Origin of the sequence: Streptomyces sp. NBC_01463 (assembly GCA_036227345.1) — a bacterium.
Taxonomy (GTDB): Bacteria; Actinomycetota; Actinomycetes; order Streptomycetales; family Streptomycetaceae; genus Streptomyces.
The window spans coordinates 2,804,845-2,828,372 of the sequence record CP109468.1; the positions used below are offsets into that span (position 1 = coordinate 2,804,845).

The following is a 23,528-nucleotide window of genomic DNA, read 5'->3' on the forward strand; positions in this document are numbered from 1 at the left end:
GCACGGGGCGGTTCGGGTGCGGGTCAGGCCTTCGCGGTGGCGGCGGGGGCCGGGTCCGCGAGCAGCGGCTCGACCTCGCGGACGACCTTGCGCTCGACGAAGAACGCGGCCGTCGGGATGGTGCCGGAGAGCAGCACCCAGGCCAGCTTGCCCATCGGCCACTTCGCCTTGGAGCCCAGGTCGAAGGCGAAGATCAGGTAGATGATGTACAGCACGCCGTGGATCTGGGAGACGACGAGCGTCAGTCCCTCACCCTTGTCGAAGCCGTATTTGAAGATCATGCAGACGCAGAGGATCAGCAACATGACGGCGGTGACGTAAGCCATCACCCGATAGCGGGTCAGCACACTGCGTTTCATGCCATCGAGCGTAACCGGACACCCGGGGCGATCTTGCAGCGGCCCCGGCCCCCGGAACGGGCCTTCTCAGATCTCCTCGAAGTCCTGGGCGGCGATGCGCAGGGGGCGCAGCAGCGCGAAGATCTCGGCGCATTCCTCGGCGTCGTACACCCCGAGTCCGAACTCCATGGCGACCAGGTCCTGGGTGGCCGACTCGACGACCTCGCGGCCCTTGTCGGTGATGGAGGCGAGCGTGCCGCGGCCGTCGTTCGGGTTGGGCCGCTTGTCGACGAGGCCGGAGCGCACCAGCCGGTCCACGGTGTTCGTCACGGAGGTCGGGTGGACCATGAGCCGCTCACCGATCTTGGACATCGGCAGCTCACCGGCCTTGGAGAAGGTGAGCAGCACCAGCGCCTCGTAGCGCGCGAAGGTCAGTCCGTACGGTTTGACGACCGCGTCGACCTCGGCGAGCAGGATCTGCTGCGCCCGCATGATCGAGGTGATCGCCCCCATGGAGGGCACCGGGCCCCAGCGCTGCTGCCAGAGTTCGTCGGCGCGGGCGATGGGATCGAAGGGGAGACTGAGCGGCTTCGGCACGGCCACGACCTTACCCATGGGGAACTTGCCGGTCCTCACCGTCTCGAACTTCGGTCCGGATCCGGATCGCGGGTGCGGACGCGGGCGCCGTCCGGCGGACCTCGGCGACGAGCAGCAGCAGGCACAGGGTGCCCAGGACCCCGGCTCCGGCGACCACCCCGTGCACGGGGAAGAACTCGGCGGCCAGACCGGCCAGGGCCATGCCGACGCCCTGGATCGTCATCAGTCCGGCCGTGAGCAGGGTCATGGCCCGGCCGCGCAGCTCGTCGGGAACGGCCCCGACGAACCACTGGTCGAGCCCGATCACGTACGCCGATCCCGCACCGGCCAGCGCCAGCGCGACGGCCGCGAGGGCGACGCCCGGCCGGAAGCCGTAGAGCACGAGGGGCAGCAGCCCGGCGGCGGCGAGCGGCAGGACGATCCGGGAGCGGGTACGGGGTCCGAGCGCGGCGCCCACGTACAGCTCGGCGGCGATGGAGCCGACCGGCATCGCGCACATCAGCAGCCCGAGCGCGGCGCTGCCCACCCCGATCTCGTCGGCGTACGGGGCGGCCAGCGCCTCCGGTGCCACGACGAACATCGGGGGCAGCCAGAAGAGCAGCATCAGCGCCCGGACCCGGCGGTCGCCGAGCACCAGCCGGGCGCCGGAGAGCGACTCCCCCAGCAGGGTGCCGCCGCCCTTCCCGGCGGTGCGGGCGGGCCGGGCGCGGGTGCCGAGGCGGAGCAGGGCGGCCGAGCAGAGGAAGGTGACGACGGTGATCGTGATCGCGCCGCGCGGGGTGACCACGGCGAGCAGCAGCCCGCCCACGCCGAAGCCGGCGAGCAGGGCGCTCTGGGAGATGATCCGCAGCAGCGAGCGGCCGAGGACGAACAGGTCGCCCTCGCCCAGGATGTCGGTGAGCGCGGCCATCCTGGTCCCGGTGAAGACGGGCGAGACGGCGGCGACGAGGCAGCGCAGCACGAGGAGTCCGGCGACCGGGGTGCCCGGCAGCACCATCACGGCGACGCAGCCGGCGCAGATCAGATCGCAGGTGACCAGGACCCGGCGGGCCGGGTAGCGGTCGGCGATCCCGGCGAAGAGCGTGCCGCCGACGAGGTAGGGCAGCATCCCGAGCGCGAAGGTGAGGGCGCTGAGCAGGGGCGAGGCGGTGAGGTCGTACACGAGGACGGTGAGGGCGAGTTCGCTGACGACCACGCCGAGCAGCGAGAGCAGATGCGCGGCGAAGACGGCCCGGAACTCGCGTACGGCGAAGACGGCACGGTAGCCGCGGGATGCGGGTGCGTCCTCGGCCGGCGCCCGGAGCGCGGGCGGTCCGCTCGGGTCGGGGGGACCTGTGCGCTCCGGGTGCGGGGCCGGGAGAGCGGCCGGTCCGGCGGGGGCGGGAGCCGTGGCGCGCGGGGCGGGCGGCGGGGTCCGCCGGCCGCCTGGGGTGTCCGTCGCTTCGGGGCCGCCCGTCACGGGCTCGGTGTCTCTCGGCATGGACGCAGCCTGCGGGAGACGGGCACCCGTTCCGTAGACTTTCGGTCTCATCCGAATCTTCGCCGAGGCCCGTATGCCCTTCCATCTGCATTTCGACGAGAGCGATCTGCTGCGCTGCCGGTTCGCGCTCTCCCCGCTCGGGGAGACCCAGGCCGCCGTGCGGGTGCTGGCATCGCCGGAGCGGCAGGGCTACCACCTGCCCTGGCTGCGCAGGATCAGGGACGCGGCCGGCGGGCTCGATCTCGGCCCGCTGTGGCTGCTGATGAACGAGCGCGGTCACAGCCCGGACTTCTTCTGCCCGCCGCCGCAGGGGCCCCTCACCACCTTCGAGGAGGAGATCGCGGGGGTGCGGGCCGTCGATCCGGCGCTGGCGCGGGAGGACATGGTGCTGGCGCTCGCCGGCCGGCCGGGCGCGCTGGACTCCCCCGCCGGGCGTGCGCTGCTGGCCGATCCCGCGCGGACCGTGCGGGAGCTGGCCGATCTGCTGGAGCGGGCCTGGCGGGCGCTGATCGAGCCGCACTGGCCCCGGCTGCGCGCCCTGCTGGAGGCCGATGTGGCCTACCACTCGCGGCGGCTGGCGGCGGTCGGCTTCGAACGGCTGCTGGGTGAGCTGAGTCCGCAGCTGAGCTGGGCGGACTCGACGCTCACCATCGCCCGCACGTCGGGCCGGCACACCCGGGTGCTCGGCGGGCAGGGGCTGGTGCTGATGCCGTCCGTCTTCGCCTGGCCGAACGTGGTCGGCGGCTTCGAGCCGCCCTGGCTGCCCGCGGTGATCTACCCGGCGCGCGGCATCGGCGGACTGTGGACGGAGCCCGCCGACAGCACCCCGGACACGCTCGCCCGGCTGCTGGGGCGGGCGCGCGCCGACGTCCTGTGCGCGCTGGACGAGCCGGCGGGCACCACGGCGCTCGCCCACCGCCTCGGCCTCGCCCCGTCCTCCGTGTCGGAGCACCTGTCGGTGCTGCGGGCGTCCGGGCTGCTGACGTCGCGCCGCTACGGCCACCAGGTGCTGTACGAACGGACGCCGCTCGGCATCGCGCTGGCCGTGCCGCAGCACCCGTAGCCACGGCAGGTCACAGGCCCAGCGTGCTGAGGCGGTCCTCGTAGCGGATGGCGAGGTCCTCGGGCTCGTCGGCCGGCTGGTCCCACATGCCGTCCAGCTCGGCCCGGACGGCGGCGGGCAGTGCCTCGTAGCGCCGGCTCCACGAGTCGCCGTCCGGCATCCAGTAGCCGACGACCTTGAAGCGCCCCGCCGGCAGCCCGAGTTCCCTGCGCAGATAGCGGCGTACGGCACGCAGCGCGTCCGTCTGGCCGGCGACCCACACGTAGCCGCCGGTCAGGTCCGTGCCGGGCGGGACCGCGGCGGCGACCAGTTCGGCCAGCCGGCTGGGGCCGTGGCCGTTGCCGCCGTAGGTCCAGGTCGCCCGGACACCTGGCCGGTCCGGGAGCGGCTGCACGCAGGACGCGTCGGGGACCTCCAGGACCGCCCGGGTCGTGATGTGGCCCCGGCTGTTCTCGACGAGGCGCCCGACGGCGGGCAGACCGCTCAGGTCGGAGACGAGGACCTGCCAGGAGAGGTCGTCGGGCGGACTGTAGAGGCCGGTCGGGGAGTTGAGGCCGATCACGTCCCCGGGGCGGGCGGCGGCGGCCCAGGTGGACGCCGTCCCGTGGCCGTGCAGCACGAAGTCGATGTCGATCTCGCCGGTCTCCGGGCGGGCCGCACGGACGGTGTAGGTGCGCACCGGGGCCTCGGGCCGCCCTTCGGGGGTCTGCCAGCCGCCGTTCTCCGTCGCGTCGGGCAGGGAGACGTCGGTGCGGTCGGGGCCGTGCGGGAGGAACAGCCGGACGTACTCGTCGCCGACGCCGGTGGAGGTGAACGCGGCGAGGCCCTCGCCGTGGAACGTGATGCGGACCATGGTCGTGGTGAGCGGCCGGACGCGGGCCACCACGGCGCGGTGAATGGTCATGAGTGCTGCTCCTTCAGGTGCGGGGTCGGGGTCGGGATCGGGTGCGTGGCCGGGCCCGGAACCGGGCCGGGACGGGGCACGGTGGCGGCGCGGTTGCCGGTGTACGCCTGCCAGAGCGCGGCGTACTCACCGGCGGCGGCGAGCAGTTCGTCGTGCGTGCCCTGCTCGGCGACCTCGCCGCGGCGGAGCAGCAGGATGCGGTCCGCGTCGCGCGCCTGCTCCAGGCGGTGCGCCACGATCACGCTGGTGCGGTCCCGTGTGACGCGTGCGAGTGCCGTCCGCAGCTGGGTGCGGGTCTGCGGGCCCGACTGGGCGGTGGCCTCGTCCAGGACGACGATGTCCGGGTCGGCGAGGAGCGCGCGGGCCAGCGCGAGGTGCTGGAGCGCCCCGTCGTCGAGGGCGACGCCGCTGGCGCCGAGGACGGTGCCGAGCCCCGGCTCCGCCTCCAGCGCCCAGCCGGCCCCGGTCTCGTGCAGGGCGAGGCGGAGTTCGTCGTCGGTGGCGGCGGGCCGGGCGATCCGGAGGTTGTCCGCCAGGGTGCCGCCGAACAGATGGGTCTCCTGGGTGACCAGATAACGGGACGGGGTCCGGCCGTCCCGCGGTCCGCCGGTGTCGATCTCCCCGCGGTCGGGTACGGCCAGGCCCGCGATCAGATGGGCCAGGGTGCTCTTCCCGGATCCGCTGGCGCCGACGAGCGCGAGGCTCGTCCCCGGGGGCACGTGGAGGGAGACGTCGCGCAGGGCGTGACGGGTGCCGTCGTACGAGAACGAGACGCCCTTCACGTCGATGCCCGGGCTGCGCGGCGGCCGGTCCGCTCCCCCGGTCCGGCCGCCGGCCGCGGTGCCGGTGTCCCGGCCCAGGTCGGTGACGCCGACGAGCCGGGACAGTCCGGCAGTCGCCCGCTGGATGTCGTCCAGGCTTCCCAGGAGCGCCCCGACCGGGCCGAAGAGGCGGTGGAAGTACAGCGCGGCGGCCGTGGCGGCGCCGACCGAGACGGCCCCGGAGCGGAGGAGCACGAAGCCCGTGCCGAGCACGGCGGCGAGTCCGAGGAACTCCGCGGCGTTGAGCAGCCCCGTGAACCGGTTGCGCAGCCGGACACCGTCGCGCTGGCGGGCGATGGCCTGTTCGCTGTGTGCGGCCAGTGCGGCGAGGTGCCGGTCCTGGGTCCGGTACGTGCGGATCGTCTCGGCCCCGTGCACCGCCTCGATGACGGACTGGCCGCGGGCGGACTCCAGCCGGCGGATGTCCGCGTAGACCGGGTGCGAGCGGGCGAGGAAGCTCCGGGTGGCGAGGATGTGGACGGGCAGGCAGACGAGGCCGGCCAGGGCCAGCCGTACGTCGAGGACCGCGAGGCCCACCAGGCTCAGGCCGATGGTGAAGGTCGCGGCGGTGATGTCGGGAAGGACCTCGGAGGCCGCTTCGGAGACCGCCTCGACATCGCGGGTCACGCGGGAGACGACGTCGGAACTGTCCGAGGACTCCAGCGTGCGCGCCGGAAGGTGGACCGCGGTCTCGAACACGTCCTCGCGCAGGGCGGCGAGCACGCCCTGGACGAGGACGACGAGCATCCGGCCGCCGGCGTACGCGAGCGCCGCCCCGGCGGCGGCGACGAGCACGAGCGCGACGCCGAGCACGGTGACGCGGCCCCGGCCGCCGTCGTCCGCGACGGTGTCCACGAGGCCGCCGAGGAGCGGGGGCGTGGCGAGGGTGACGGCCGAGCCGCCGAGCAGGGTGAGCAGGGCGAGGGCGAGCCGGCCGCGGTGCGCGCCGAGCCGGCGGACGAGTTCCCGCCGGGTGCGGCGGGGGCCGGCGATGGGCAGGGTGCCGTGCGCGGGGGTCACCTGGCGGTTCCGTTCGGTTCGGGTGCGGCGCCGCCGAGGTCGACGACCCGGTCGCAGGCGGAGAGCAGGATGTGGCTGCTGGTGATCAGGAGTGTCGTGGCGGGCAGGCCGCGCAGCCCTGCGGCGATGCGCTGTTCGGTCACCGGGTCGACCGCGGTGGTGGGTTCGTCGAGGACGACGAGGTCGGCGCCGCTGTGCAGCGCGCGGGCGAGCAGCAGGCGCTGGCGCTGGCCGCCGGAGAGCCTGCGGCCGTGCTCGCCGACCTCGGCCCGGTCGCCCCCGATCCGTTCGAGTACGTCGTCGAGCATGGCGGCCCCGAGCACCGCCGGGTCGCTCTCTTCGCCCGCCGGGGTGAGGTTTGCGCGCAGGGTCCCGGAGAACACCGCGCCGTGGTGGGGCGGGGCCGTGATCCGGGCGCGCACCGGATCCGGGCCGAGGTCGACGGCGTCGACGCCGTCCAGCAGGAGTTCACCGCGGCCGAGCGGGACGCGGTAGCCGAGCCGGTCGCTGAGTTCCCTGGCGTGCCCGGGGTGACGGGGGACGACGCCGAGGAGTTCGCCGGGCCGCAGGTCGAGGGGTGTGCCGTGCTCGGGCGGGTGCCAGCGCAGCGCGGGCACGGCGGTGGCGGCGGTCTCCGTGAGGGCCGCGACGGGCGGGATCAGCGGGGGTTCGTCCAGCAGGTCGCCCAGCCGCCGGGCGGAGGCCCGCTTGTGGATCCAGTTGGAGGCGAACGTGCCGACATGGGCCAGTGAGCCCTGGAGGAACTGGGCGAGTCCGAGGACGGTGACCAACTGGCCGACGGTGATGCTGCCGTCGAGGGCGAGATACCCCGAAGCCGTCGCAAGCGCGGCGAGGAACACCCCCGACAGGAGCAGGCTGAGGCTCCCGTAGGCCAGGACCGAGCGGGAGGCGGCCACGGCGCCGCGCCGCGACGCGCCGCTCGCGACGCGGTAGCGGCGGGCGGCCTCCGCACGGGCGTTCATGCCGATGACCACCCGGAGTCCGGTGATCATGTCGGTCGCCACCTCGCCGGCCCGGGCCGCCGCGCCCTGTTCGGTCATGCCCCGTGCCTCCAGCGGCATCGAGACCCTGCGCATCACGACGAGCACCAGGACCGTGCCGGCGATGACGCCGAGGCCCAGGGGTACGGAGATCACGAGTAGCGCCGTCGACGCCGTGAGGATCGCGGTGACGGTCGCGGCCTGCTGGGCGACGCTCCAGGAGACCCCGGCGACCCGGTAGGTGTCGGACGAGACCAGGGAGAGCGCCTCGCCCGGCCCCGGCCGGCGGCGCAGCGAGCGCGGGTCGAGCAACCGGGTCATCACCCGTTGCCGCAGCGCGTGTTCGCCGTATCCGTAGACGTCCACCATGGCGGTGGACGCCCGCTGGTACGACAGGGACAGGACGACGAAGACCACGCCGAGCACGCCGAGCCACCCCAGCAGCGCGGCGCGGTCCGACGGCACCAGGGCCCGGTCGATGACGACGCCGATGAGCACCGGGACCAGTGCCTCGCACAGCTGGTGGACCATGAACGCGAGGGTGACGAGGGTGAGCCGGCGGCCGCGCCCGTCGCGCAGGAGCGCCACCCGGAACAGCGCCGTGACGGAGTTCGGCCCGAGCCCTGCGGGACGGGTCTCCCGGGTCGCCCTCACCGGGTGTCCCGCTGCCGGCCCAGCGGGATGACCATGGGGGTGCCGGTGACCGGGTCGGGGACGACCTGGCAGGGCAGGTCGAACACGTCCTCCACCAGGGCGGCGGTCACGACCTCCCGCGGGGTGCCCTCGGCGACGACCCGGCCGTCGCGCATGGCGATGAGATGGCTCGCGTAGCGGGCCGCGTGGTTCAGGTCGTGGAGGACGGCGACGAGGGTGTGCCCGGCGCGGTGCAGATCGGTGAACAGCTCCAGCAGGTCGATCTGGTGGGCGATGTCGAGGAACGTGGTCGGTTCGTCCAGCAGCAGGACCGGGGTCTGCTGGGCGAGGACCATCGCCACCCAGACGCGTTGGCGCTGGCCTCCGGAGAGTTCGTCGACCGGCCTGCCGGACAGCTCCGTGACGGAGGTGGCCGCCATGGCGTCCCGTACGGCCTGCTCGTCCTGCCGGGTCCACTGGCGCATCAGCTTCTGGTGCGGGTGGCGTCCGCGGGAGACGAGGTCGGCGACGGTGATCCCGTCGGGCGCGAGCGAGGTCTGCGGGAGCAGCCCGAGGGTGCGCGCCACTTCCCTGGAGCCGTACTCCGCGATGGACCGGCCGTCGAGGACGACCTTTCCCGCGGTGGGCTTCAGCAGCCGGGACACGGCACGCAACAGGGTCGACTTGCCGCAGGCGTTGGGGCCGATGATCACGGTGAACGAACGGTCCGGGATCGCGATGTCCAGATGCTCCGACACGGGCCGCCGGCCGTAGCCGAGGGACGCGTCGAGCACCTCCAGACGGGCCGGGACCGGGGTCCCGGTGCGCTGTGTCGTGATGGTCACGGGTACTCCTCGCGGATGGGCGGGCTCGGGGCGGCGGGACGGTGGGGCGGCTGCGGTCATCCGCGCCGTCCCGCGTACTGGCGGGCGAGCAGCCAGGCCAGATAGGCGCCGCCGACGCACACCGTGACGACGCCCACCGGCAGGTCGACGCGCTGGGCGATGAAGTCGGCGCCGGCCAGGACCGCGGCGCCGGTCAGCGCCGCCGGGACGATCCGCACCGTGGTGGAGCCGCGGGTCAGCCGCTGGGCGATCTGCGGGGCCGCGAGCGCGATGAACGAGATCGGGCCGACGGCGGCGGTCACGAGCGCGGTGAGCGCCACTCCGACGAGCGTGGCCGCGAGCCGGGCGCGCTGCGCCCTGACGCCGAGGGCCACGGCCGCGTCGTCGCCCAGTTCCAGGTGGACCAGGGGCCGCGCCACCGCCGCCGAACAGATCAGCAGGACGACGAAGACGCCCGCCGTCACCCGCAGTTGCTCGAAGCCGAGGCCGCTGAGGGACCCCGCTCCCCAGGTCGCCGCCAGCATGGCCTGCTGCGGGTTGACGGACAGGAGGAGCATCGAGGTGAGGGACGAGAGGAACGCGCCGACGGCGATCCCGACGATGATGAGCCGGAAGGGGGCCAGCCCGCCCCGGTAGGCCAGCAGATACACCAGTAGTGCGGTGAGCGCCCCGCCGATCAGCGAACCCGAGGCGACGGCCAGGTAGTCGGCGGTGCCCAGCAGCAGCAGCACCACGCTCGCGCCGGCGTACGAACCGGAGGCGAAGCCGATCACGTCGGGCGAGCCCAGCGGGTTCTTGGTGAGCGACTGGAAGAGCGCGCCGCTGATGGCGAGTGCCGCGCCGCAGACGATCGCGAACAGCAACCGGGGCAGCCGCCAGTCCACGACCACCAGCCGGTCCCGGGGGTCGGCGTCCGGGTCGAACAGGGCGGACAACACCTGGACCGGGGTGAGCCGGATGGATCCCGTGGCGAGGGTGAGGACGCCGAGGGCGGCCACGGTGACGGCCAGGGCGGCGCAGACGAGGACGGAGCGCCGCTCGACCCGCAGGGCCAGGCCGGTCCGCCGCCAGGTCCAGACCCGCCGGCCGAAGTCGACCCGGTCCGGTGCGGCCGGCTCGTCCGTCGTTCCGGTGGCCGCGGCCGGGGCGGTGGTCCCGTCGGTCGCGGGCGGGTTCGTTGTTCCGGTGGTCACAGGGTGCTCACCTTCCGGCGCCGGACGAGGGCGACGAGGACGGGGGCGCCGACGAGCGCGGTGACGAGGCCGACCCGCATCTCGCCGGAGGGCAGGACCACGCGCCCGATGATGTCGGCGGCCAGCAGGAAGGCGGGCGCGGCGACGATCGTGACGGGCAGGATCCACCGCTGGTCGGGTCCGGTGAACCAGCGCACGACGTGGGGCACCATCAGCCCGACGAACGAGATCGGGCCGGCGACGGCGACGGAGGTCCCGGCGAGCAGGGTGACGGCGATGACCAGGACCACCCGGGTCAGCGCGAGCCGGGTGCCCAGGGACCGGGCGAGGTCGTCGCCGAGCGCCAGCGCGTTGAGCGAGCCGGCGCTGCACAGTCCGAGGACGAGCCCGGCGCCGATCAGCGGCAGGGCGATGGGGAGGATGTCGAGGGACCGGCCGCCGATGGAGCCGACACCCCAGAACCGCATCACGTCGAAGGTGGTCGTGTTCTTGAGCGCCGTGGCGGAGGTGAAGCCGCCGCACACGGCGGTGAACGCGACGCCCGCGAGGGTGAGTTTGACCGGGCTGCCCCGGTCGGCGCCGATCGAGCCGAGCGTGTAGACGAGCACGGTCAGCCCGAAGGCCCCCGCCAGCGCGAACCAGATGAACTGGCCGGCGCCGGTGTACCCAAGCACGGCGACGGCGAAGGTCACCGCGAGGCTCGCGCCCGCGTTCACCCCGAGGATGCCCGGATCGGCCAGGGGGTTACGGGTGAACGCCTGGATCAGTGCGCCGCTGAGGCCGAGGGCCGCGCCGACGACCAGCCCGATCACCGTGCGCGGCACGCGCAGTTCGCGCACCATCACGTGTTCGTCGGAGTCGTCGAAGTGGAACAGCGCGTCCCACACGGTGCCGGGGGCGATGGACCGGGCGCCGACCATCACGCTGAGGACGGCGACGGCGAGCAGCAGCACGAGCGCGGTCAGCAGGATCAGCAGGCGGGTCCGGGTGCGCGGTGCCGGGCCCGCGCCGCGGCGCGGGCCCGGCGCATCGTGCGCCGTACCGGTGGTGGGGTCACCCGTGGGTGGGGCGGTCGTCATGGTTGTCCTTGGAAGTGGGCGTCACCCGGGGAGGCGGCGGACGGCGGTCAGGAGTCCGCGCCGGTGCTGCCCTTGCCCGCGACGGCGTCGGCGAGCATCGGGACGTAGCGCTCCAGGGCCCAGGGGATGGAGAGCACGGACGGGCCGCTGGTGGCCATGCCCAGGGTCGGGTCCTGCACGAACGCGTAGTTCTTCGCGGCGATCGGCTTCCAGCGCGAGAACAGCGGGTCCTTGAGCGTGTACGGGACCTCGTCGGCGCCGTTGGCCCAGCCGACGAAGACGTCGGCCTCGATCGTGTCGAGCTTCTCCAGGCTGACTCCGCCGTACCAGTTGGTGCCCTTCGCGGTGGACGCGATGGCCTTCATCGACGGGGTGTTCTCGAAGCCCATCTCGGTCAGCAGCCGGACGCGGGCGTCGTAGTTGAGGTAGAGACCGAGCTCCGTCGAGCCGGGGGTGAGGGCGAGTCCGTACGTGAACGTCCTGCCCTTGAACTCGGGGTGCTCCCGGGTCACCGCGGTCAGCCGGCCCTGGACGTCGGTGACGAGGCCCTCGGCCTTCTTCGTCTCGCCCATGGCCTTGCCGATGGTGCGGGTCATCTCCTGCCAGGTCCCGCCGTCCCAGGGCTTGTTCAGGTACGGGACGGTGGGGGCGATCTCGGAGAGGCGCTTGTAGTCGACGTCGGAGATGCCGGAGTACAGGCCGACGATGAGGTCCGGCTTCAGCGAGAGGATCTGCTCGAAGTCGATCTCGCCCGCGTCGCCGTAGTTCAGCGTCTCGGGCAGCGGCCCGCCGAGCTTCTCGACCGTGCTGCGGAACCAGGGGGTGTAGCCCTGCTTGTCGCCGCCCCACTGCTCGTCGACGCCGACGGGGACGGTGCCCAGTGCCGCGACCACGTCGAGCGACATCCAGCTGACCGCGACGACGCGCTTCGGCTTCGCCTTGATCGTCGTGGTCCCGTGGCCGTGCTTGATGCTCACCGGGAAGGCGGCCGAGGCGGCACCGGCCCGCACCTTGGCCGTGTCCGGTTCGGACCCGCCGCTGCCGCAGCCCGCCAGCACCACGACGGCGGCGATCGTCAGCGTCACGAGGCGCGCCACGGCGCCCGGTCTGCGTCCTGCCGGGATGGAAGGGGACATGCTTCTCCTCGGTTCTTCAGCGTTCGGTTAGGTAACCCTCACCTAACTGAAAACTAAAGAACCGGGCCGCCCGGAGGGGACGCGGACCGGCCATGATGTGTCGAGATTCGGCCACGTACAGGATTGACGGGACCCTGCCCCGGGGACGTGCTCAGTGGCCGGACTGCGCCGGCACCGTCTGCTCGCGCAGATACCCGGTCGGACTGACGCCGGTCACCCGGCGGAAGGCGGCCGAGAACGCGCTCGTCGTGGAGTAGCCGCAGCGGTGCGCGACCAGGTTGACGGGGCGGCCCTGCGCCAGCAGCGTCGTCGCCTCGGACATCCGGACCAGCGAACGCCACCGCGCGAAGGACATGCCGACATCGCGGCCGAACGCCCGGTTGACGGTGCGTACGCTCAGCGCGTGCCGCGCCGCCCAGGCCTCCAGCGAGAGTTCGCTCTCCGGGTCACGCATGACGTCGTCGGCCAGGGCGCGGATCCGCGCGTCCGCCGGGACGGGGACGTCGATGGCGGGACACGGGTCCTCCTCCAGAAGCTCGATGACGACGCGCTGGGTCCGCAGCCGGAGATCGTCGGGCATCGGGGTGGCGTCGAGGTGGAGCAGCATCTCCTGGAGGGCGCGCCGCACCCTCAGCGGGCGCTGGGCGGTCCAGTGCGGCGGGATCGCCGCGCTGGTCACGTACGTGTAGCAGCTCACGCTGCCCGGATCGGACCAGGAGTCGTGCGGGGTGCCGGGCGGCAGCCAGATCCCCTGGCCGGGCACGAGCCGGCGCACGGTGTCGCGGGTGTGCAGCGTCAGCGAGCCGTGGTGCGGCCAGACCAGGAGCCCGTCGGAGTGGGTGTGCACGCCGGGGACGACGGGCACGGCCGGCGGGGATCCGTCGAAGACGGCGGTGGCGAGCAGATAGGGGGCGGTCACCTCGGCGCCGCCCGCCGACGGCTCGGCCCATCGGAGCGCGACCGCCGGACGCGTTTCGCCGCGCTCGCGGACCGGGACTGTAGCCAGCATGAACTTAGGTTACCCTAACCCGCCCTCGCCCGGCGGTCCGCCGGAGCGCGAGGACGGGCGGGACGCGGCGTCAGTCCGCGAGGTAGCGTTCGACCGTCTCGACCTTGGAGGTCAGACCGTCGGTGACACCCGGACGGATGTCGGCCTTGAGCACGAGGGAGACCCGGCCGGCGCGCGCCTCGACGGCCTGAACGGCGCGCTTGACGACGTCCATGACCTCGTCCCACTCCCCCTCGATGGAGGTGAACATGGCGTCGGTGCGGTTGGGCAGCCCGGACTCGCGGACGACCCGGACGGCGTCGGCGACGTACTCGCCGACGTCCTCGCCGACACCCAGCGGACTGACGGAGAAGGCGACGATCATGCGCTGACCGTGCCTTCCCGGCGGGCCCGGGCGGCGATGACGCCGTCGGCCTCGTAGCGCTTGAGCACCTTGTCGCCGTACAGACCGCCGAACGGCAGCACGCAGAGCAGGAAGAAGAACGCGACCCGCTTGAGCGGCCACTTGGTCTTGTTCCAGACGTCCAGCAGCAGGACGACGTAGATCACGAAGAGCACGCCGTGCAGCATGCCGAGCGGCATCATCAGGAAGTCGATGTCGGAGACCCGGCTCAGCACCGAGCCGAAGAGGATCAGCGCGGGGAAGGAGAGCGCCTCGGGAATCGAGATGAGGCGCAGCCGGTGCAGGGCGGTAGCGGTCTTGATGTCCACGGGGGCACCTTCGGTGGGAGGACGGTGACGGCTTGTGAACGCAGGCACAAGCGCCACCCATTGTGGCATCGCCGCCCGCGGCGCCCGGCGGCGGGGGCGGGCCCGCGCCGCTCGCTCCGCAAGAGATACGTCCCGATTGCGTCCGGGTCCGGTACCGGATGCGTATCAGGGGCGGTTCAGGGGCCCGATCGTGCCGCGGACCCTGTCCCGCCGGCGGTCCCTGCCGCTACCGTCGCCGGGTGGCAATGTTCCGACTCCAAGGCAGCAAGACGCTCGCCGTCGACCTGACCGGCGATGCCGTCAAGGCGAAGAACGGCTCGATGGTCGCCTACGACGGCCGGATGACGTTCAAGAAGATGACCGGCGGCGGTGAGGGTCTGCGCGGCATGGTGACCCGCCGGCTGACCGGTGAGCAGATGACCGTGATGGAGGTGACCGGGCAGGGCACCTGCTTCTTCGCCGACCGCGCGAGCGAGATCAACCTGGTCTCCCTGCGCGGCGAGAAGCTGTTCGTCGAGGCGAGCAACCTGCTCTGCACCGACGCCGGGCTGCGCACCGGCACCACGTTCACCGGGCTGCGCGGCGGCGCGACGGGCAACGGCCTGTTCACCACCACGGTCGAGGGGACGGGCCAGGCGGCGATCATGTCGGACGGTTCGGCCGTGGTCCTGCGGGTCTCCGCCCAGTACCCGCTCTTCGTCGACCCGGGCGCGTACATCGCCCACCAGGGCAACCTCCAGCAGCACTTCCAGTCCGGGGTGAACTTCCGGACGCTGATGGGCGAGGGATCGGGCGAGTCCTTCCAGATCCGGTTCGAGGGCGAGGGACTCGTCTACGTCCAACCCAGCGAGCGGAACACGATCGGGGGCGATGTCTGATGCCGTTCCGCGAGATCAACTCGAAGATGGTCGAGGCGACGGTGATCCCCGGCCAGAAGATGTACAGCCAGCGCGGGGCGATGCTGGCCTACCGCGGCGAGGTGTCGTTCACGCCGAACATCCAGGGCGGCCAGGGCGGGGTGATGTCGATGATCGGCCGCCGCATGGCGAACGAGGCGACCCCGCTGATGACGGTCGAGGGCAGCGGCACGGTGATGTTCGGCCACGGCGGCCATCACATCCAGGTGATCACCCTGACCGGGGACACCCTCTATGTGGAGGCCGACCGGCTGCTCGCCTTCGACGGGACGCTCCAGCAGGGCACGATGTTCATGGGCTCGCAGGGCGGCGTGATGGGCATGGTGCGCGGCCAGGTGACCGGGCAGGGCCTGTTCACCACGACCCTCAAGGGCCATGGCGCGGTGGCGGTGATGGCGCACGGCGGGGTGATCGAACTGCCGATCACGCCAGGTCGCGACGTACATGTGGACCCGCAGGCGTACGTCGCGCACCACGGCGAGGTGCGCAACAAGCTCTCCACCGCGCTGGGCTGGCGCGACATGGTGGGACGGGGTTCCGGCGAGGCGTTCCAGCTGGAGCTCAGCGGCAGTGGTGCGGTGTACGTCCAGGCGTCGGAGGAGAAGCTGTGAGCACGCCCGTGGTCTTCGACCCCATGACGCTGCCGTCGGACGACAACGTCAACGCGTACACCTTCTGCGTGGAGCTCAAGGGGAGCCAGTGGTTCCTGCAGAAGGGCAAGATGATCGCCTACTACGGGCGGATCGAGTTCAACGGGATCGGCCACGGCCGCTTCGAGCGGCTGATCCGTACGAGCTTCCACTCGCCGCTGCACGCGAGCGACTGGGTGGTGGCCGAGGGCAGCGGCAAGATGCTGCTCGCCGACCGGGCCTTCGATGTGAACTCCTACGACCTGGACAACGGCAATCTGACGATCCGCTCCGGCAACCTGCTGGCCTACCAGCCGACGCTGGCGCTGAAGCAGTCGATCGTGCCGGGGTTCCTGACGCTGATCGGCACCGGGAAGTTCGTCGCCGCGTCCAACGGGCCGGTGGTCTTCATGGAGCCGCCGCTGCGCGTCGACCCGCAGGCACTGGTCGGCTGGGCGGACTGCCCCTCGCCGTGCCACCACTACGACCACGGCTACATGACGGGCGTGATGGGCGGGCTGCGGGCGTTCACCGGGATCGGGGGCGCGTCCGGCGAGGAGCACCAGTTCGAGTTCGTCGGCGCGGGCACGGTGCTGCTCCAGTCGACCGAGGTACTGATGGCCGAACAGCCGACGGGGGCCGTGCCGCAGCAGGCGGGCGTCCCCGGCGGTGGTCAACCTGGGTCCGCACCCCGCATGCCCGGCCAGCTGGGGGACCTCCAGCGTCGCTTCGGGTTTTGACATCCTCCTCCAGCTGAAGCAGGGGGATTCCTGGCTCAGGCCGCCTCCAGGAGCAGCGCTCCCGGAGGGCTTCCGCCGTCAGCACCAGCCGGGTTGAGACCTGCCCGGACGAGCATCACATGGGCGGAGTTCTTGTCCCGGGGGGACACGGCTCCGCACGCGGTGCACGCGTACGTTCGTTCAGAGAGGGGAAGTGCGTGCTTGGTTCTCGCACCGCACTGTGCGCAGTCCATCGTGGTGTGGGCCGGGTGCACCAGGTGCACGAGGCGGCCGTGCTTGCGGGCCAACTCGATCAGCGCGGTCCTGGTCGCGCCGATCGCCGCGTCGGCGGCCTTGCGGGCCATCGTCGACTTCGCAAGGAATTTCGGCTTGAAGTCCTCGACGGCGAGCTGGTCGAAGTCGCGCACGACCGTCTTGGCCCACTTGCGGCCGGTGTCCTGGCGCTGACGGGCAACCTTTTTGTGGACCTTGGCCGCCGCGTGGGACGCGGTCCGGTAGCCCTTCGACGCGGTCTTCCCACGTCCGGGCTTCCGTCTGGCCATCTGCTTCTGGTGCCGGGCCAGCTTCACGGCGGCGCTCTTGCCGTGCTGGGGGTGGGGGAGGTCGTGCGCGTCCGAGGTGGTGGTCGCGGTCTCCTTGACGCCCCAGTCGATACCGATCGCCCGGCCCGTCTCCGGCAGCGGCTCTGCGGCTGTCTCCACGACGAACGAGGCGTACCAGTGGCCGAGGCTGTCCCGGTACACCCGGACCGACGTGGGGTCGGCGGGCAGGTCACGAGACCACACCACGGTCAGGGCGATGCCGCCCGCGAGGTGCAGGCGTCCGTCCTTGAGGCGGAAGCCGCGCCGGGTGTAGTTCATCGAGGGCAGCGCGTCGCGCTTGCGCTTGATGCGGGGCATCCCGGCGCGCTGACGCATCGGCAGCCCCGTCTTGATGTCCTTCAGGGCTTTGGCGCGGGACCTGCCGAAGTCGCGGATGGTCTGCTGCTGCGGCACCGAGGAGCCTGCACGCAGCCATCCCATGGTGGCGCGGGCCTCGGTCAGCATCTTGTCGAGCTGCGCGGGACCGCACGCCGTTTTCTCGGTGACGTCTTTGTTCAGGCCGTGGACCTTGCGGGACATGGCCACGCATTCGTTCCAGATCCACCGGCAGCGCGCCCACTCGGCGTCAAGTCCGACGAGCGCGGTCGACGACACGCGAAGCCGGTAGGTGTACCGGGCGTGCCCGGACCCCTCACCCACTTCCTGTCGTGTCGTCATGGTGTCATTCTACCGGTTGGGAGACGTCGTCAAGCCACTATTCTGAAGTCATGGATGAAGACAAGCGCATCACGCTCCGCCTGCCCGCCGACCTGCACGCGTGGCTAGCCGCTCAGGCCAAGTCCGCCCGCCGGTCCCTCAACTCCGAGATCGTCCACCGCCTGGAGGTCGAGCGCGACGCCGTCGTGGCGGACACCGAATCACCCTGACGGCGATTCGGCTCTTCCTGCCACGCTCCGCAGGAGTCCGATTCCTCCCCGGCCTGAAGGCCGGGGCATCCTTGGAGGCATCCGGTGAACGGTAGTCTGCGGAGTGTGACGTCGAACGTCTGCGCCCAGCCTGCGAGCGCGTGCCGGGCGTCACACGCCCCCACTTCGTCCGGCTTTCAACTTCTTAGGTAGAATCCATATATGGAGACCGAGACGGCCACCCGCTGGCTGAGCGATGCGGAGCAGTGCGCCTGGCGCACCCACCTGGACGTCGGCAGACTGCTGACGCACCAGCTGGAGAAGGACCTCCAGCCGTTCGGCCTGACCATGAACGACTACGAGATCCTCGTCAATCTCTCGGAGTCGGACGACCAGCGCATGCGCATGAGCGATCTCGCCGGCGCCACGCTCCAGTCCAAGAGCAGACTCTCGCACCAGATCACCCGCATGGAGAGCGCGGGCCTGGTCCGCCGCGAGAACTGCGAGTCCGACCGCCGGGGGCTGTACGCGGTCCTCACCGAGACCGGCGCCGAGACGATGCGCAAGGTCGCGCCCCACCACGTGGCGTCGGTCCGCAAGCACTTCATGGACCTGCTGACGCCGGAGGCGCTGGAGCAGCTGCACGCGGCCCTGACCCCGGTCGCCGACCACCTGCGCGGACGGCGCGGCAAGCTCTGACCCACCGGGGTCTCAGCGGGCGTCCGGCAGCCACAGCTCGAACCGGGCGCCACGCTCCCCCGCGTCCACCACGGCCAGCCGGCCGCCGTGCCGCTCCGCCACGTCGCGGGCCAGGGCCAGGCCCAGACCGGCCCCGCCCTCGTCACGGGTGCGGGCGTCGTCTAGGCGTACGAAGCGTTCGAAGATCCGCTCACGCTCCGCCTCCGGCACCCCGTCCCCGTCGTCGGCGACCCGGACGGCCACACCGCCGCCCTCCCGGCGCACCGCGACCGCGACCGAGTCGCGCGCGTGCCGCTCGGCGTTGTCCAGCAGATTGCCGATCACCCGGGCCAGCTGCCCGCGCGAACCGGTCACCTCGAAGCCGCCGCCCTCCGGCACCGAAACCGCCACCGGAATCCGGTCACCGGTGCGCTGCGAGACCTCCTCGTGGACCAGTGCGCCGAGGTCCAGCCGCGCGGCGGCGGGCCGCTCCCCCGCGTCGAGCCGGGCCAGCAGCAGCAGATCGGCGGCCAGTGCCTGGAGCCGTACGGTGTCGGCGACCGCGCCCGGCACGTCCAGCAGCTCCGGGTGCGCGGCGCCCACCTCCAGCTGGGTGCGGAGCGACGCGATCGGGCTGCGCAGTTCGTGCGAGGCGTCGGCGACGAAGCGCCGCTGCCGCTCGACGGAGGTCTCCAGTGCGGTGAGCGTCTCGTTCGTCGTCCGGGCCAGGCGGGCGATCTCGTCGCGCGAACCGGGCTCCGGCACCCTTCTGCTCAGATCCTCGGACGCGGTGATCGCGGCCATCTCGCGCCGGATGCCCTCGACCGGCCGCAGCGCCCGCCGGGTCACCAGCCAGGTCACGCCGGCGACGACGAGCAGCACGACGGGCAGCCCGGTGAGCATCGCGCCGCGCACGCTGCCGACGGCCCGCTGCTCCGCGGCGAGCGGGGCGCCCGCGTGCACGGTCAGGGTCTGTCCGGCCGAGTCGGTGACCTCGACGGACGCGAACCGGTAGTCCGCGCGCTCGCCGTCGACCGTGGCGGTGCCGCTGCTGAAGTCCGGGTCGTCGGTGGACACCTCCTGGCGGCCGGTGCCGGCGCCCGCCGCCCCGTCGTCGTCCTCGTCGTCGTCGCGGTCCCCGCCGCCGTGCCGGTCGGTGTCGCCCGGGACCGAGGGGGCGGGCGAGGGCTGCGGGACGGGGGTGACCCGGTCCGTGCCGGTCCCCGAGATCGCGTCCAGGTCCTTGGAGACGGCCACCACCCGGCCGTCCTCGTCGGTCACCTGGACCGGATGGTCGTCCTCGTCGCCCGTCTTCAGCTCGTCGTACGGCGTGCCGAGGGCCAGCTGCCCGGCGACCTCCCGGGCCGCCACCTCGGCCTGGAGTCCCGCCTGGTCGGTGAGGTTGGTGCGCAGGACGAGCAGGACGGCGAGTCCGGCGACGGCCAGCGCGAGCGCGACCACGACGGTGGCGCCGAGCGCCGCCCTGGCCCGTACTGATCTCACAGCGCCTCCAGCCGGTAGCCGGCGCCGCGCACCGTGCGGATCGCGGCCGCGCCGAGCTTGCGGCGCAGGGCGCTGACGTACACCTCGACGATGTTCGGGTCGCCGTCGTAGGCGAAGTCCCAGACGTGCTCCAGGATGTCCGCCTTGCTCACCACCTGCCCGGCCCGCAGCGCGAGCTGTTCCAGCACGGCGAACTCCTTGGCGGTGAGCGCGATCTCGTCGTCGCCGAGGTGGACGCGGCGGGCGGCGGTGTCCATGCGCAGGGAGCCGACGGTGACCACCGGCGAGCCGGAGCCGCCCCGGCGGCGCAGCAGCGCCCTGATCCTGGCGACCAGCACCACATAGCTGAACGGTTTGGTGAGGTAGTCGTCGGCGCCGGTGTCGAGCCCCTCCGCCTCGTCGTACTCCCCGTCCTTCGCGGTCAGCATCAGGATGGGCACCTCGTGGCCCGCGGCGCGCAGGGCGGCGCAGACCCGGTAGCCGTTCATCCCCGGCAGCATGATGTCGAGGACGACGAGGTCGTACGCCCCTTCGGAGGCCCGGTGCAGCCCTTCGAGGCCGTCGTGGACGACGTCCACGGCGAACCCCTCGGCGGTGAGCCCCCGGGCCAGGGAGACCGCCAGCCGCTTCTCGTCCTCCACGATCAACAGGCGCATGTGCACAGCGTCGCAAACCGGAGCTGAAGAAGGCTTCAGGTGGCTTCAGGCTGCGTTCAGCATCGCCCCGGCAGTGTGGTCGTCATCGCAACGGAATCATCCGACCCGGGGAGGAACCCTCATGAAGCGAAAGATCGCCATCGCCGCCGTCACCGCGGCCGTGCTCGTCGGCGGCGGGGCCGCGACGGCCGTGGCCTTCGCCGACGACGACGGTCACGACACCGCCCGCAGCAGCACGGCGAGCAGCGCCACCGCCCGCGTCACCGCCGGCGAAGCGGCCGCGGCCGCCGTCCGGTCCGTGCCGGGCACGGTGACGGAGGCGGAGCTCGACGACGAGGACGGCGGACTGGTCTGGGAGCTCGATGTGTACGGCTCCGACAAGGGGTGGCACGACGTGACGGTGGACGCGGGCAACGGCAAGGTGCTCGGAAAGCACCTTTCGAACGACGACGACCGCGGCCGGAACGCCCCGCGCACGGCCCCCGTCACGCTCGACGCGGCGGTCTCCGCCGCGCTGGAGGCCTCGCCGGGGACGGTGACCTCGGTCGAGCTGGAGGGCCGCGGCGGTACGGCGGTGCACTGGGAGGTCGACGTACGGGGCAAGGACGGCACCCGGCACGAGCTGGACGTGGACGCGAAGTCGGCCGCCGTCACGGCGGACCGGCCGGACGACGGTCACGGGCACGACGACCGCGCGGACGACCGGGGCGACGACGACTGACTCCGTGCCGCGGGTGTCCGGCGTTCCGCCGTTCCCCGGTTCCGGTGCGGCCCGCACGCCGCACCGGAACCGGGGAACAGGACGGTCAGGCCTCCCCGGTGAGCCCCGCCACCAGTTCGTCGGCCGCCGCGTACGGATCGAGGCGGCCCGCCACGATGCGTTCGGCCAGGGCGTCCAGGCGGCGGTCGCCGTGCAGGTCACCGATCCGTTCGCGGAGCCGGGTGACGGCGATCGTCTCGACCTCGCGGGCGGCGCGGGACGCGCGCCGCTCGGCCAGGACGCCGTGCTCCTCCATCCACGCCCGGTGCTTCTCCAGCGCCTCGACGACCTCGTCGATGCCCTCGCCCCGGGCGGCGACCGTCTTGACGATCGGCGGCCGCCAGTCGCCGGGTCCACGGGACTCCCCGAGGCCCAGCATGTGGTTGAGCTCGCGGGCGGTGGCGTCCGCGCCGTCCCGGTCGGCCTTGTTCACGACGTACACATCGCCGATCTCCAGGATTCCGGCCTTCGCCGCCTGGATGCCGTCGCCCATGCCCGGGGCGAGGAGGACGACGGAGGTGTCGGCCTGGGAGGCGATCTCCACCTCCGACTGGCCGACGCCCACCGTCTCCACCAGGATCACGTCGCAGCCCGCCGCGTCCAGCACCCGGATGGCCTGCGGGGCCGACCAGGCGAGACCGCCCAGATGACCGCGCGTGGCCATGGAGCGGATGTAGACGCCCGGGTCGGAGGCGTGGTCCGACATCCGGACCCGGTCCCCGAGGAGCGCGCCGCCGGAGAACGGCGACGACGGGTCGACGGCGAGCACGGCGACGCGCTTGCCCTGCCGCCGGTACGCCGTGACCAGTGCCGACGTCGATGTCGACTTGCCGACACCGGGCGAGCCGGTCAGGCCGACGACATAGGCGTTGCCCGCCAGTGGCGCGAGGGCCGCCATCACCTCGCGCAGCTGCGGCGACGCCCCCTCCACCAGGGAGATCAGCCGGGCCACGGCCCGCGGCCTGCCCTCACGGGCCTGCTCCACCAGGGTGGGGACGTCCACCATCACCGCTCCGCCTCCTCGCTCACGCGCTGCGTGGTTCTGTACTACTTGCCCGGAACGCGGATGATCAGCGCATCGCCCTGACCGCCGCCGCCGCACAGCGCCGCCGCCCCGGTGCCGCCGCCGCGCCGCTTGAGCTCCAGCGCCAGGTGCAGCACCACACGGGCGCCGGACATCCCGATCGGGTGGCCCAGCGCGATGGCGCCGCCGTTGACGTTGACCTTCTCCGAGGTGACGCCGAGGTCCTTCATGGACTGCAGGGCGACGGCCGCGAACGCCTCGTTGATCTCGATGAGGTCGAGGTCCTCGACCCCGATGCCCTCCTTCTTGAGGGCGTGGCGGATGGCGTTGGACGGCTGCGACTGGAGGGAGTTGTCCGGGCCCGCCACATTGCCGTGCGCGCCGATCTCGGCGATCCAGTCCAGGCCCAGCGCCTCGGCCTTGGCCTTGCTCATGACGACGACCGCGGCGGCGCCGTCGGAGATCTGCGAGGCGGTGCCGGCGGTGATCGTGCCGTCCTTGGCGAAGGCCGGGCGCAGCTTGCCGAGCGACTCCGCGGTCGTGTCGGCGCGGATGCCCTCGTCCTTGGAGAAGAGGACCGGGTCGCCCTTGCGCTGCGGGATCTCGACCGGGGTGATCTCGGCCTCGAAGATGCCGTTCTTCTGGGCGGCCGCGGCGCGCTGGTGGGACAGGGCGCCGATCTCGTCCTGGTCCGCACGTGCCAGGCCGAGGCGGGTGTTGTGCTTCTCGGTGGACTCGCCCATCGGGATGTTCTCGTAGGCATCGGTCAGACCGTCGTACGCCATCGAGTCGAGCATCTCGATGGCGCCGTACTTGTGGCCCTCGCGGGACTTCGGGAGCAGGTGCGGGGCGTTCGTCATGGACTCCTGGCCGCCGGCCACGACGATGTCGAACTCACCCGCGCGGATCAACTGGTCGGCCAGGGCGATGGCGTCGAGCCCGGAGAGACACACCTTGTTGACGGTGAGTGCCGGGACGCTCAGCGGGATGCCGGCCTTGACCGCGGCCTGCCGTGCCGGGATCTGCCCTGCCCCGGCCTGGAGCACCTGGCCCATGATCACGTACTCGACCTGGTCGCCGCCGATGCCGGCCCGGTCCAGCGCCGCCTTGATGGCGAAGCCTCCGAGGTCGGCTCCGGAGAAGCTCTTCAGGGAGCCGAGGAGGCGGCCCATGGGCGTACGGGCGCCCGCGACGATCACCGAAGTGGTACCGGTCGTTCCTGACATGAGGCACAGCCCCTTGGAATAGGAGTGAACGAGGGTTTACCTGAATGTACTGAGCAGTACCGCGCCCGTCATCCGGCAGCGGGTGTGACGGCGCGCACGTTGCGTAACCATCCGCCGG

25 protein-coding genes are annotated in these 23,528 nt (G+C 72.5%); 7 read left to right on the forward strand and 18 right to left on the reverse strand.

Annotation, left to right across the window (positions count from 1 at the left end):
• Nucleotides 1-23: 23 nt before the first annotated feature.
• The 3 genes from OG521_12110 to OG521_12120 form a co-directional block, all read right to left on the reverse strand.
• On the reverse strand, nt 24-359 hold the full coding sequence (locus OG521_12110; GenBank protein WUW21491.1) for a DUF3817 domain-containing protein: 336 nt from the start codon (nt 357-359) through the stop codon (nt 24-26).
• Nucleotides 360-425: 66 nt separating this feature from the next.
• The gene (locus OG521_12115) at nt 426-935 is read right to left on the reverse strand and encodes a MarR family transcriptional regulator (GenBank protein ID WUW21492.1); all 510 of its coding nucleotides are present in this window, start codon (nt 933-935) and stop codon (nt 426-428) included.
• A gap of 10 nt (nt 936-945) precedes the next feature.
• Nucleotides 946-2,415 (reverse strand): MFS transporter, encoded by a 1,470-nt coding sequence (locus OG521_12120; protein WUW21493.1) that lies wholly within the window; start codon nt 2,413-2,415, stop codon nt 946-948.
• 73 nt (nt 2,416-2,488) lie between these two features.
• Here OG521_12120 and OG521_12125 point away from each other — a divergent pair, with 73 nt between their 5' ends.
• Nucleotides 2,489-3,478 (forward strand): winged helix-turn-helix domain-containing protein, encoded by a 990-nt coding sequence (locus tag OG521_12125; protein WUW21494.1) that lies wholly within the window; start codon nt 2,489-2,491, stop codon nt 3,476-3,478.
• A gap of 10 nt (nt 3,479-3,488) precedes the next feature.
• Here OG521_12125 and OG521_12130 read toward each other — a convergent pair whose 3' ends face one another.
• The 10 genes from OG521_12130 to OG521_12175 all read right to left on the reverse strand — a co-directional run bounded on the left by OG521_12130 (nt 3,489) and on the right by OG521_12175 (nt 13,830).
• On the reverse strand, nt 3,489-4,382 hold the full coding sequence (locus OG521_12130; protein ID WUW21495.1) for a siderophore-interacting protein: 894 nt from the start codon (nt 4,380-4,382) through the stop codon (nt 3,489-3,491).
• Nucleotides 4,379-6,223: an ABC transporter ATP-binding protein/permease gene (locus OG521_12135; protein ID WUW21496.1), complete on the reverse strand. Its 1,845-nt coding sequence runs from the start codon at nt 6,221-6,223 to the stop codon at nt 4,379-4,381. Before OG521_12135 ends, OG521_12130 begins: the two co-directional genes overlap by 4 nt.
• On the reverse strand, nt 6,220-7,878 hold the full coding sequence (locus tag OG521_12140; GenBank protein WUW21497.1) for an ABC transporter ATP-binding protein/permease: 1,659 nt from the start codon (nt 7,876-7,878) through the stop codon (nt 6,220-6,222). The genes OG521_12135 and OG521_12140 overlap by 4 nt, the downstream gene beginning before the upstream one ends.
• On the reverse strand, nt 7,875-8,702 hold the full coding sequence (locus tag OG521_12145) for an ABC transporter ATP-binding protein (protein WUW21498.1): 828 nt from the start codon (nt 8,700-8,702) through the stop codon (nt 7,875-7,877). Before OG521_12145 ends, OG521_12140 begins: the two co-directional genes overlap by 4 nt.
• Nucleotides 8,703-8,758: 56 nt before the next feature.
• Complete coding sequence (locus OG521_12150; GenBank protein ID WUW26653.1) at nt 8,759-9,757, reverse strand: iron chelate uptake ABC transporter family permease subunit; 999 nt, start codon at nt 9,755-9,757, stop codon at nt 8,759-8,761.
• Nucleotides 9,758-9,891: 134 nt separating this feature from the next.
• Nucleotides 9,892-10,974 carry an iron chelate uptake ABC transporter family permease subunit gene (locus OG521_12155; GenBank protein ID WUW21499.1) on the reverse strand — a complete coding sequence of 361 codons (1,083 nt, stop codon included), beginning with the start codon at nt 10,972-10,974 and terminating at the stop codon, nt 9,892-9,894.
• A 47-nt stretch (nt 10,975-11,021) separates the two neighbouring features.
• A complete protein-coding gene (locus OG521_12160; protein WUW21500.1) occupies nt 11,022-12,110 on the reverse strand; it encodes an iron-siderophore ABC transporter substrate-binding protein in 1,089 nt (362 codons plus the stop codon).
• Between the two features lie 151 nt (nt 12,111-12,261).
• Nucleotides 12,262-13,119: an AraC family transcriptional regulator gene (locus OG521_12165; protein ID WUW21501.1), complete on the reverse strand. Its 858-nt coding sequence runs from the start codon at nt 13,117-13,119 to the stop codon at nt 12,262-12,264.
• Between the two features lie 70 nt (nt 13,120-13,189).
• Complete coding sequence (locus tag OG521_12170; protein ID WUW21502.1) at nt 13,190-13,483, reverse strand: MTH1187 family thiamine-binding protein; 294 nt, start codon at nt 13,481-13,483, stop codon at nt 13,190-13,192.
• Nucleotides 13,480-13,830 carry a DUF3817 domain-containing protein gene (locus OG521_12175; protein WUW21503.1) on the reverse strand — a complete coding sequence of 117 codons (351 nt, stop codon included), beginning with the start codon at nt 13,828-13,830 and terminating at the stop codon, nt 13,480-13,482. The genes OG521_12170 and OG521_12175 overlap by 4 nt, the downstream gene beginning before the upstream one ends.
• A 245-nt stretch (nt 13,831-14,075) precedes the next feature.
• Between OG521_12175 and OG521_12180 the strand changes: the two genes are divergently transcribed.
• From OG521_12180 to OG521_12190, 3 genes are read left to right on the forward strand one after another with little or no spacing between them, the layout of a single operon-like run.
• A complete protein-coding gene (locus OG521_12180; GenBank protein ID WUW26654.1) occupies nt 14,076-14,708 on the forward strand; it encodes an AIM24 family protein in 633 nt (210 codons plus the stop codon).
• Nucleotides 14,708-15,358, forward strand: a complete 651-nt coding sequence (locus OG521_12185) for an AIM24 family protein (GenBank protein WUW21504.1) — start codon at nt 14,708-14,710, stop codon at nt 15,356-15,358. The genes OG521_12180 and OG521_12185 overlap by 1 nt, the downstream gene beginning before the upstream one ends.
• Nucleotides 15,355-16,116 (forward strand): AIM24 family protein, encoded by a 762-nt coding sequence (locus OG521_12190; GenBank protein ID WUW21505.1) that lies wholly within the window; start codon nt 15,355-15,357, stop codon nt 16,114-16,116. The genes OG521_12185 and OG521_12190 overlap by 4 nt, the downstream gene beginning before the upstream one ends.
• Nucleotides 16,117-16,151: 35 nt before the next feature.
• Here OG521_12190 and OG521_12195 read toward each other — a convergent pair whose 3' ends face one another.
• Nucleotides 16,152-17,375, reverse strand: coding sequence for a transposase (locus tag OG521_12195; GenBank protein ID WUW21506.1), 1,224 nt, complete (start codon nt 17,373-17,375; stop codon nt 16,152-16,154).
• 50 nt (nt 17,376-17,425) lie between these two features.
• Between OG521_12195 and OG521_12200 the strand changes: the two genes are divergently transcribed.
• Complete coding sequence (locus OG521_12200) at nt 17,426-17,584, forward strand: type II toxin-antitoxin system HicB family antitoxin (GenBank protein ID WUW21507.1); 159 nt, start codon at nt 17,426-17,428, stop codon at nt 17,582-17,584.
• Nucleotides 17,585-17,785: 201 nt separating this feature from the next.
• Nucleotides 17,786-18,262: a MarR family transcriptional regulator gene (locus OG521_12205; protein ID WUW21508.1), complete on the forward strand. Its 477-nt coding sequence runs from the start codon at nt 17,786-17,788 to the stop codon at nt 18,260-18,262.
• Between the two features lie 12 nt (nt 18,263-18,274).
• Here OG521_12205 and OG521_12210 read toward each other — a convergent pair whose 3' ends face one another.
• Entirely contained in the window at nt 18,275-19,744 is a 1,470-nt protein-coding gene (locus OG521_12210) for a HAMP domain-containing histidine kinase (protein WUW21509.1), read from the reverse strand.
• Nucleotides 19,741-20,400 carry a response regulator transcription factor gene (locus OG521_12215; protein ID WUW21510.1) on the reverse strand — a complete coding sequence of 220 codons (660 nt, stop codon included), beginning with the start codon at nt 20,398-20,400 and terminating at the stop codon, nt 19,741-19,743. The genes OG521_12210 and OG521_12215 overlap by 4 nt, the downstream gene beginning before the upstream one ends.
• Nucleotides 20,401-20,521: 121 nt before the next feature.
• Between OG521_12215 and OG521_12220 the strand changes: the two genes are divergently transcribed.
• Nucleotides 20,522-21,121, forward strand: coding sequence for a PepSY domain-containing protein (locus OG521_12220; protein WUW21511.1), 600 nt, complete (start codon nt 20,522-20,524; stop codon nt 21,119-21,121).
• A gap of 85 nt (nt 21,122-21,206) precedes the next feature.
• Here the strand turns inward: OG521_12220 and meaB are convergent, their stop codons facing one another.
• Together meaB and OG521_12230 are read right to left on the reverse strand one after the other, a co-directional pair.
• Complete coding sequence (gene meaB / locus OG521_12225) at nt 21,207-22,166, reverse strand: methylmalonyl Co-A mutase-associated GTPase MeaB (GenBank protein WUW21512.1); 960 nt, start codon at nt 22,164-22,166, stop codon at nt 21,207-21,209.
• Between the two features lie 41 nt (nt 22,167-22,207).
• Nucleotides 22,208-23,410, reverse strand: coding sequence for an acetyl-CoA C-acetyltransferase (locus OG521_12230; GenBank protein WUW21513.1), 1,203 nt, complete (start codon nt 23,408-23,410; stop codon nt 22,208-22,210).
• Nucleotides 23,411-23,528 lie beyond the last annotated feature (118 nt).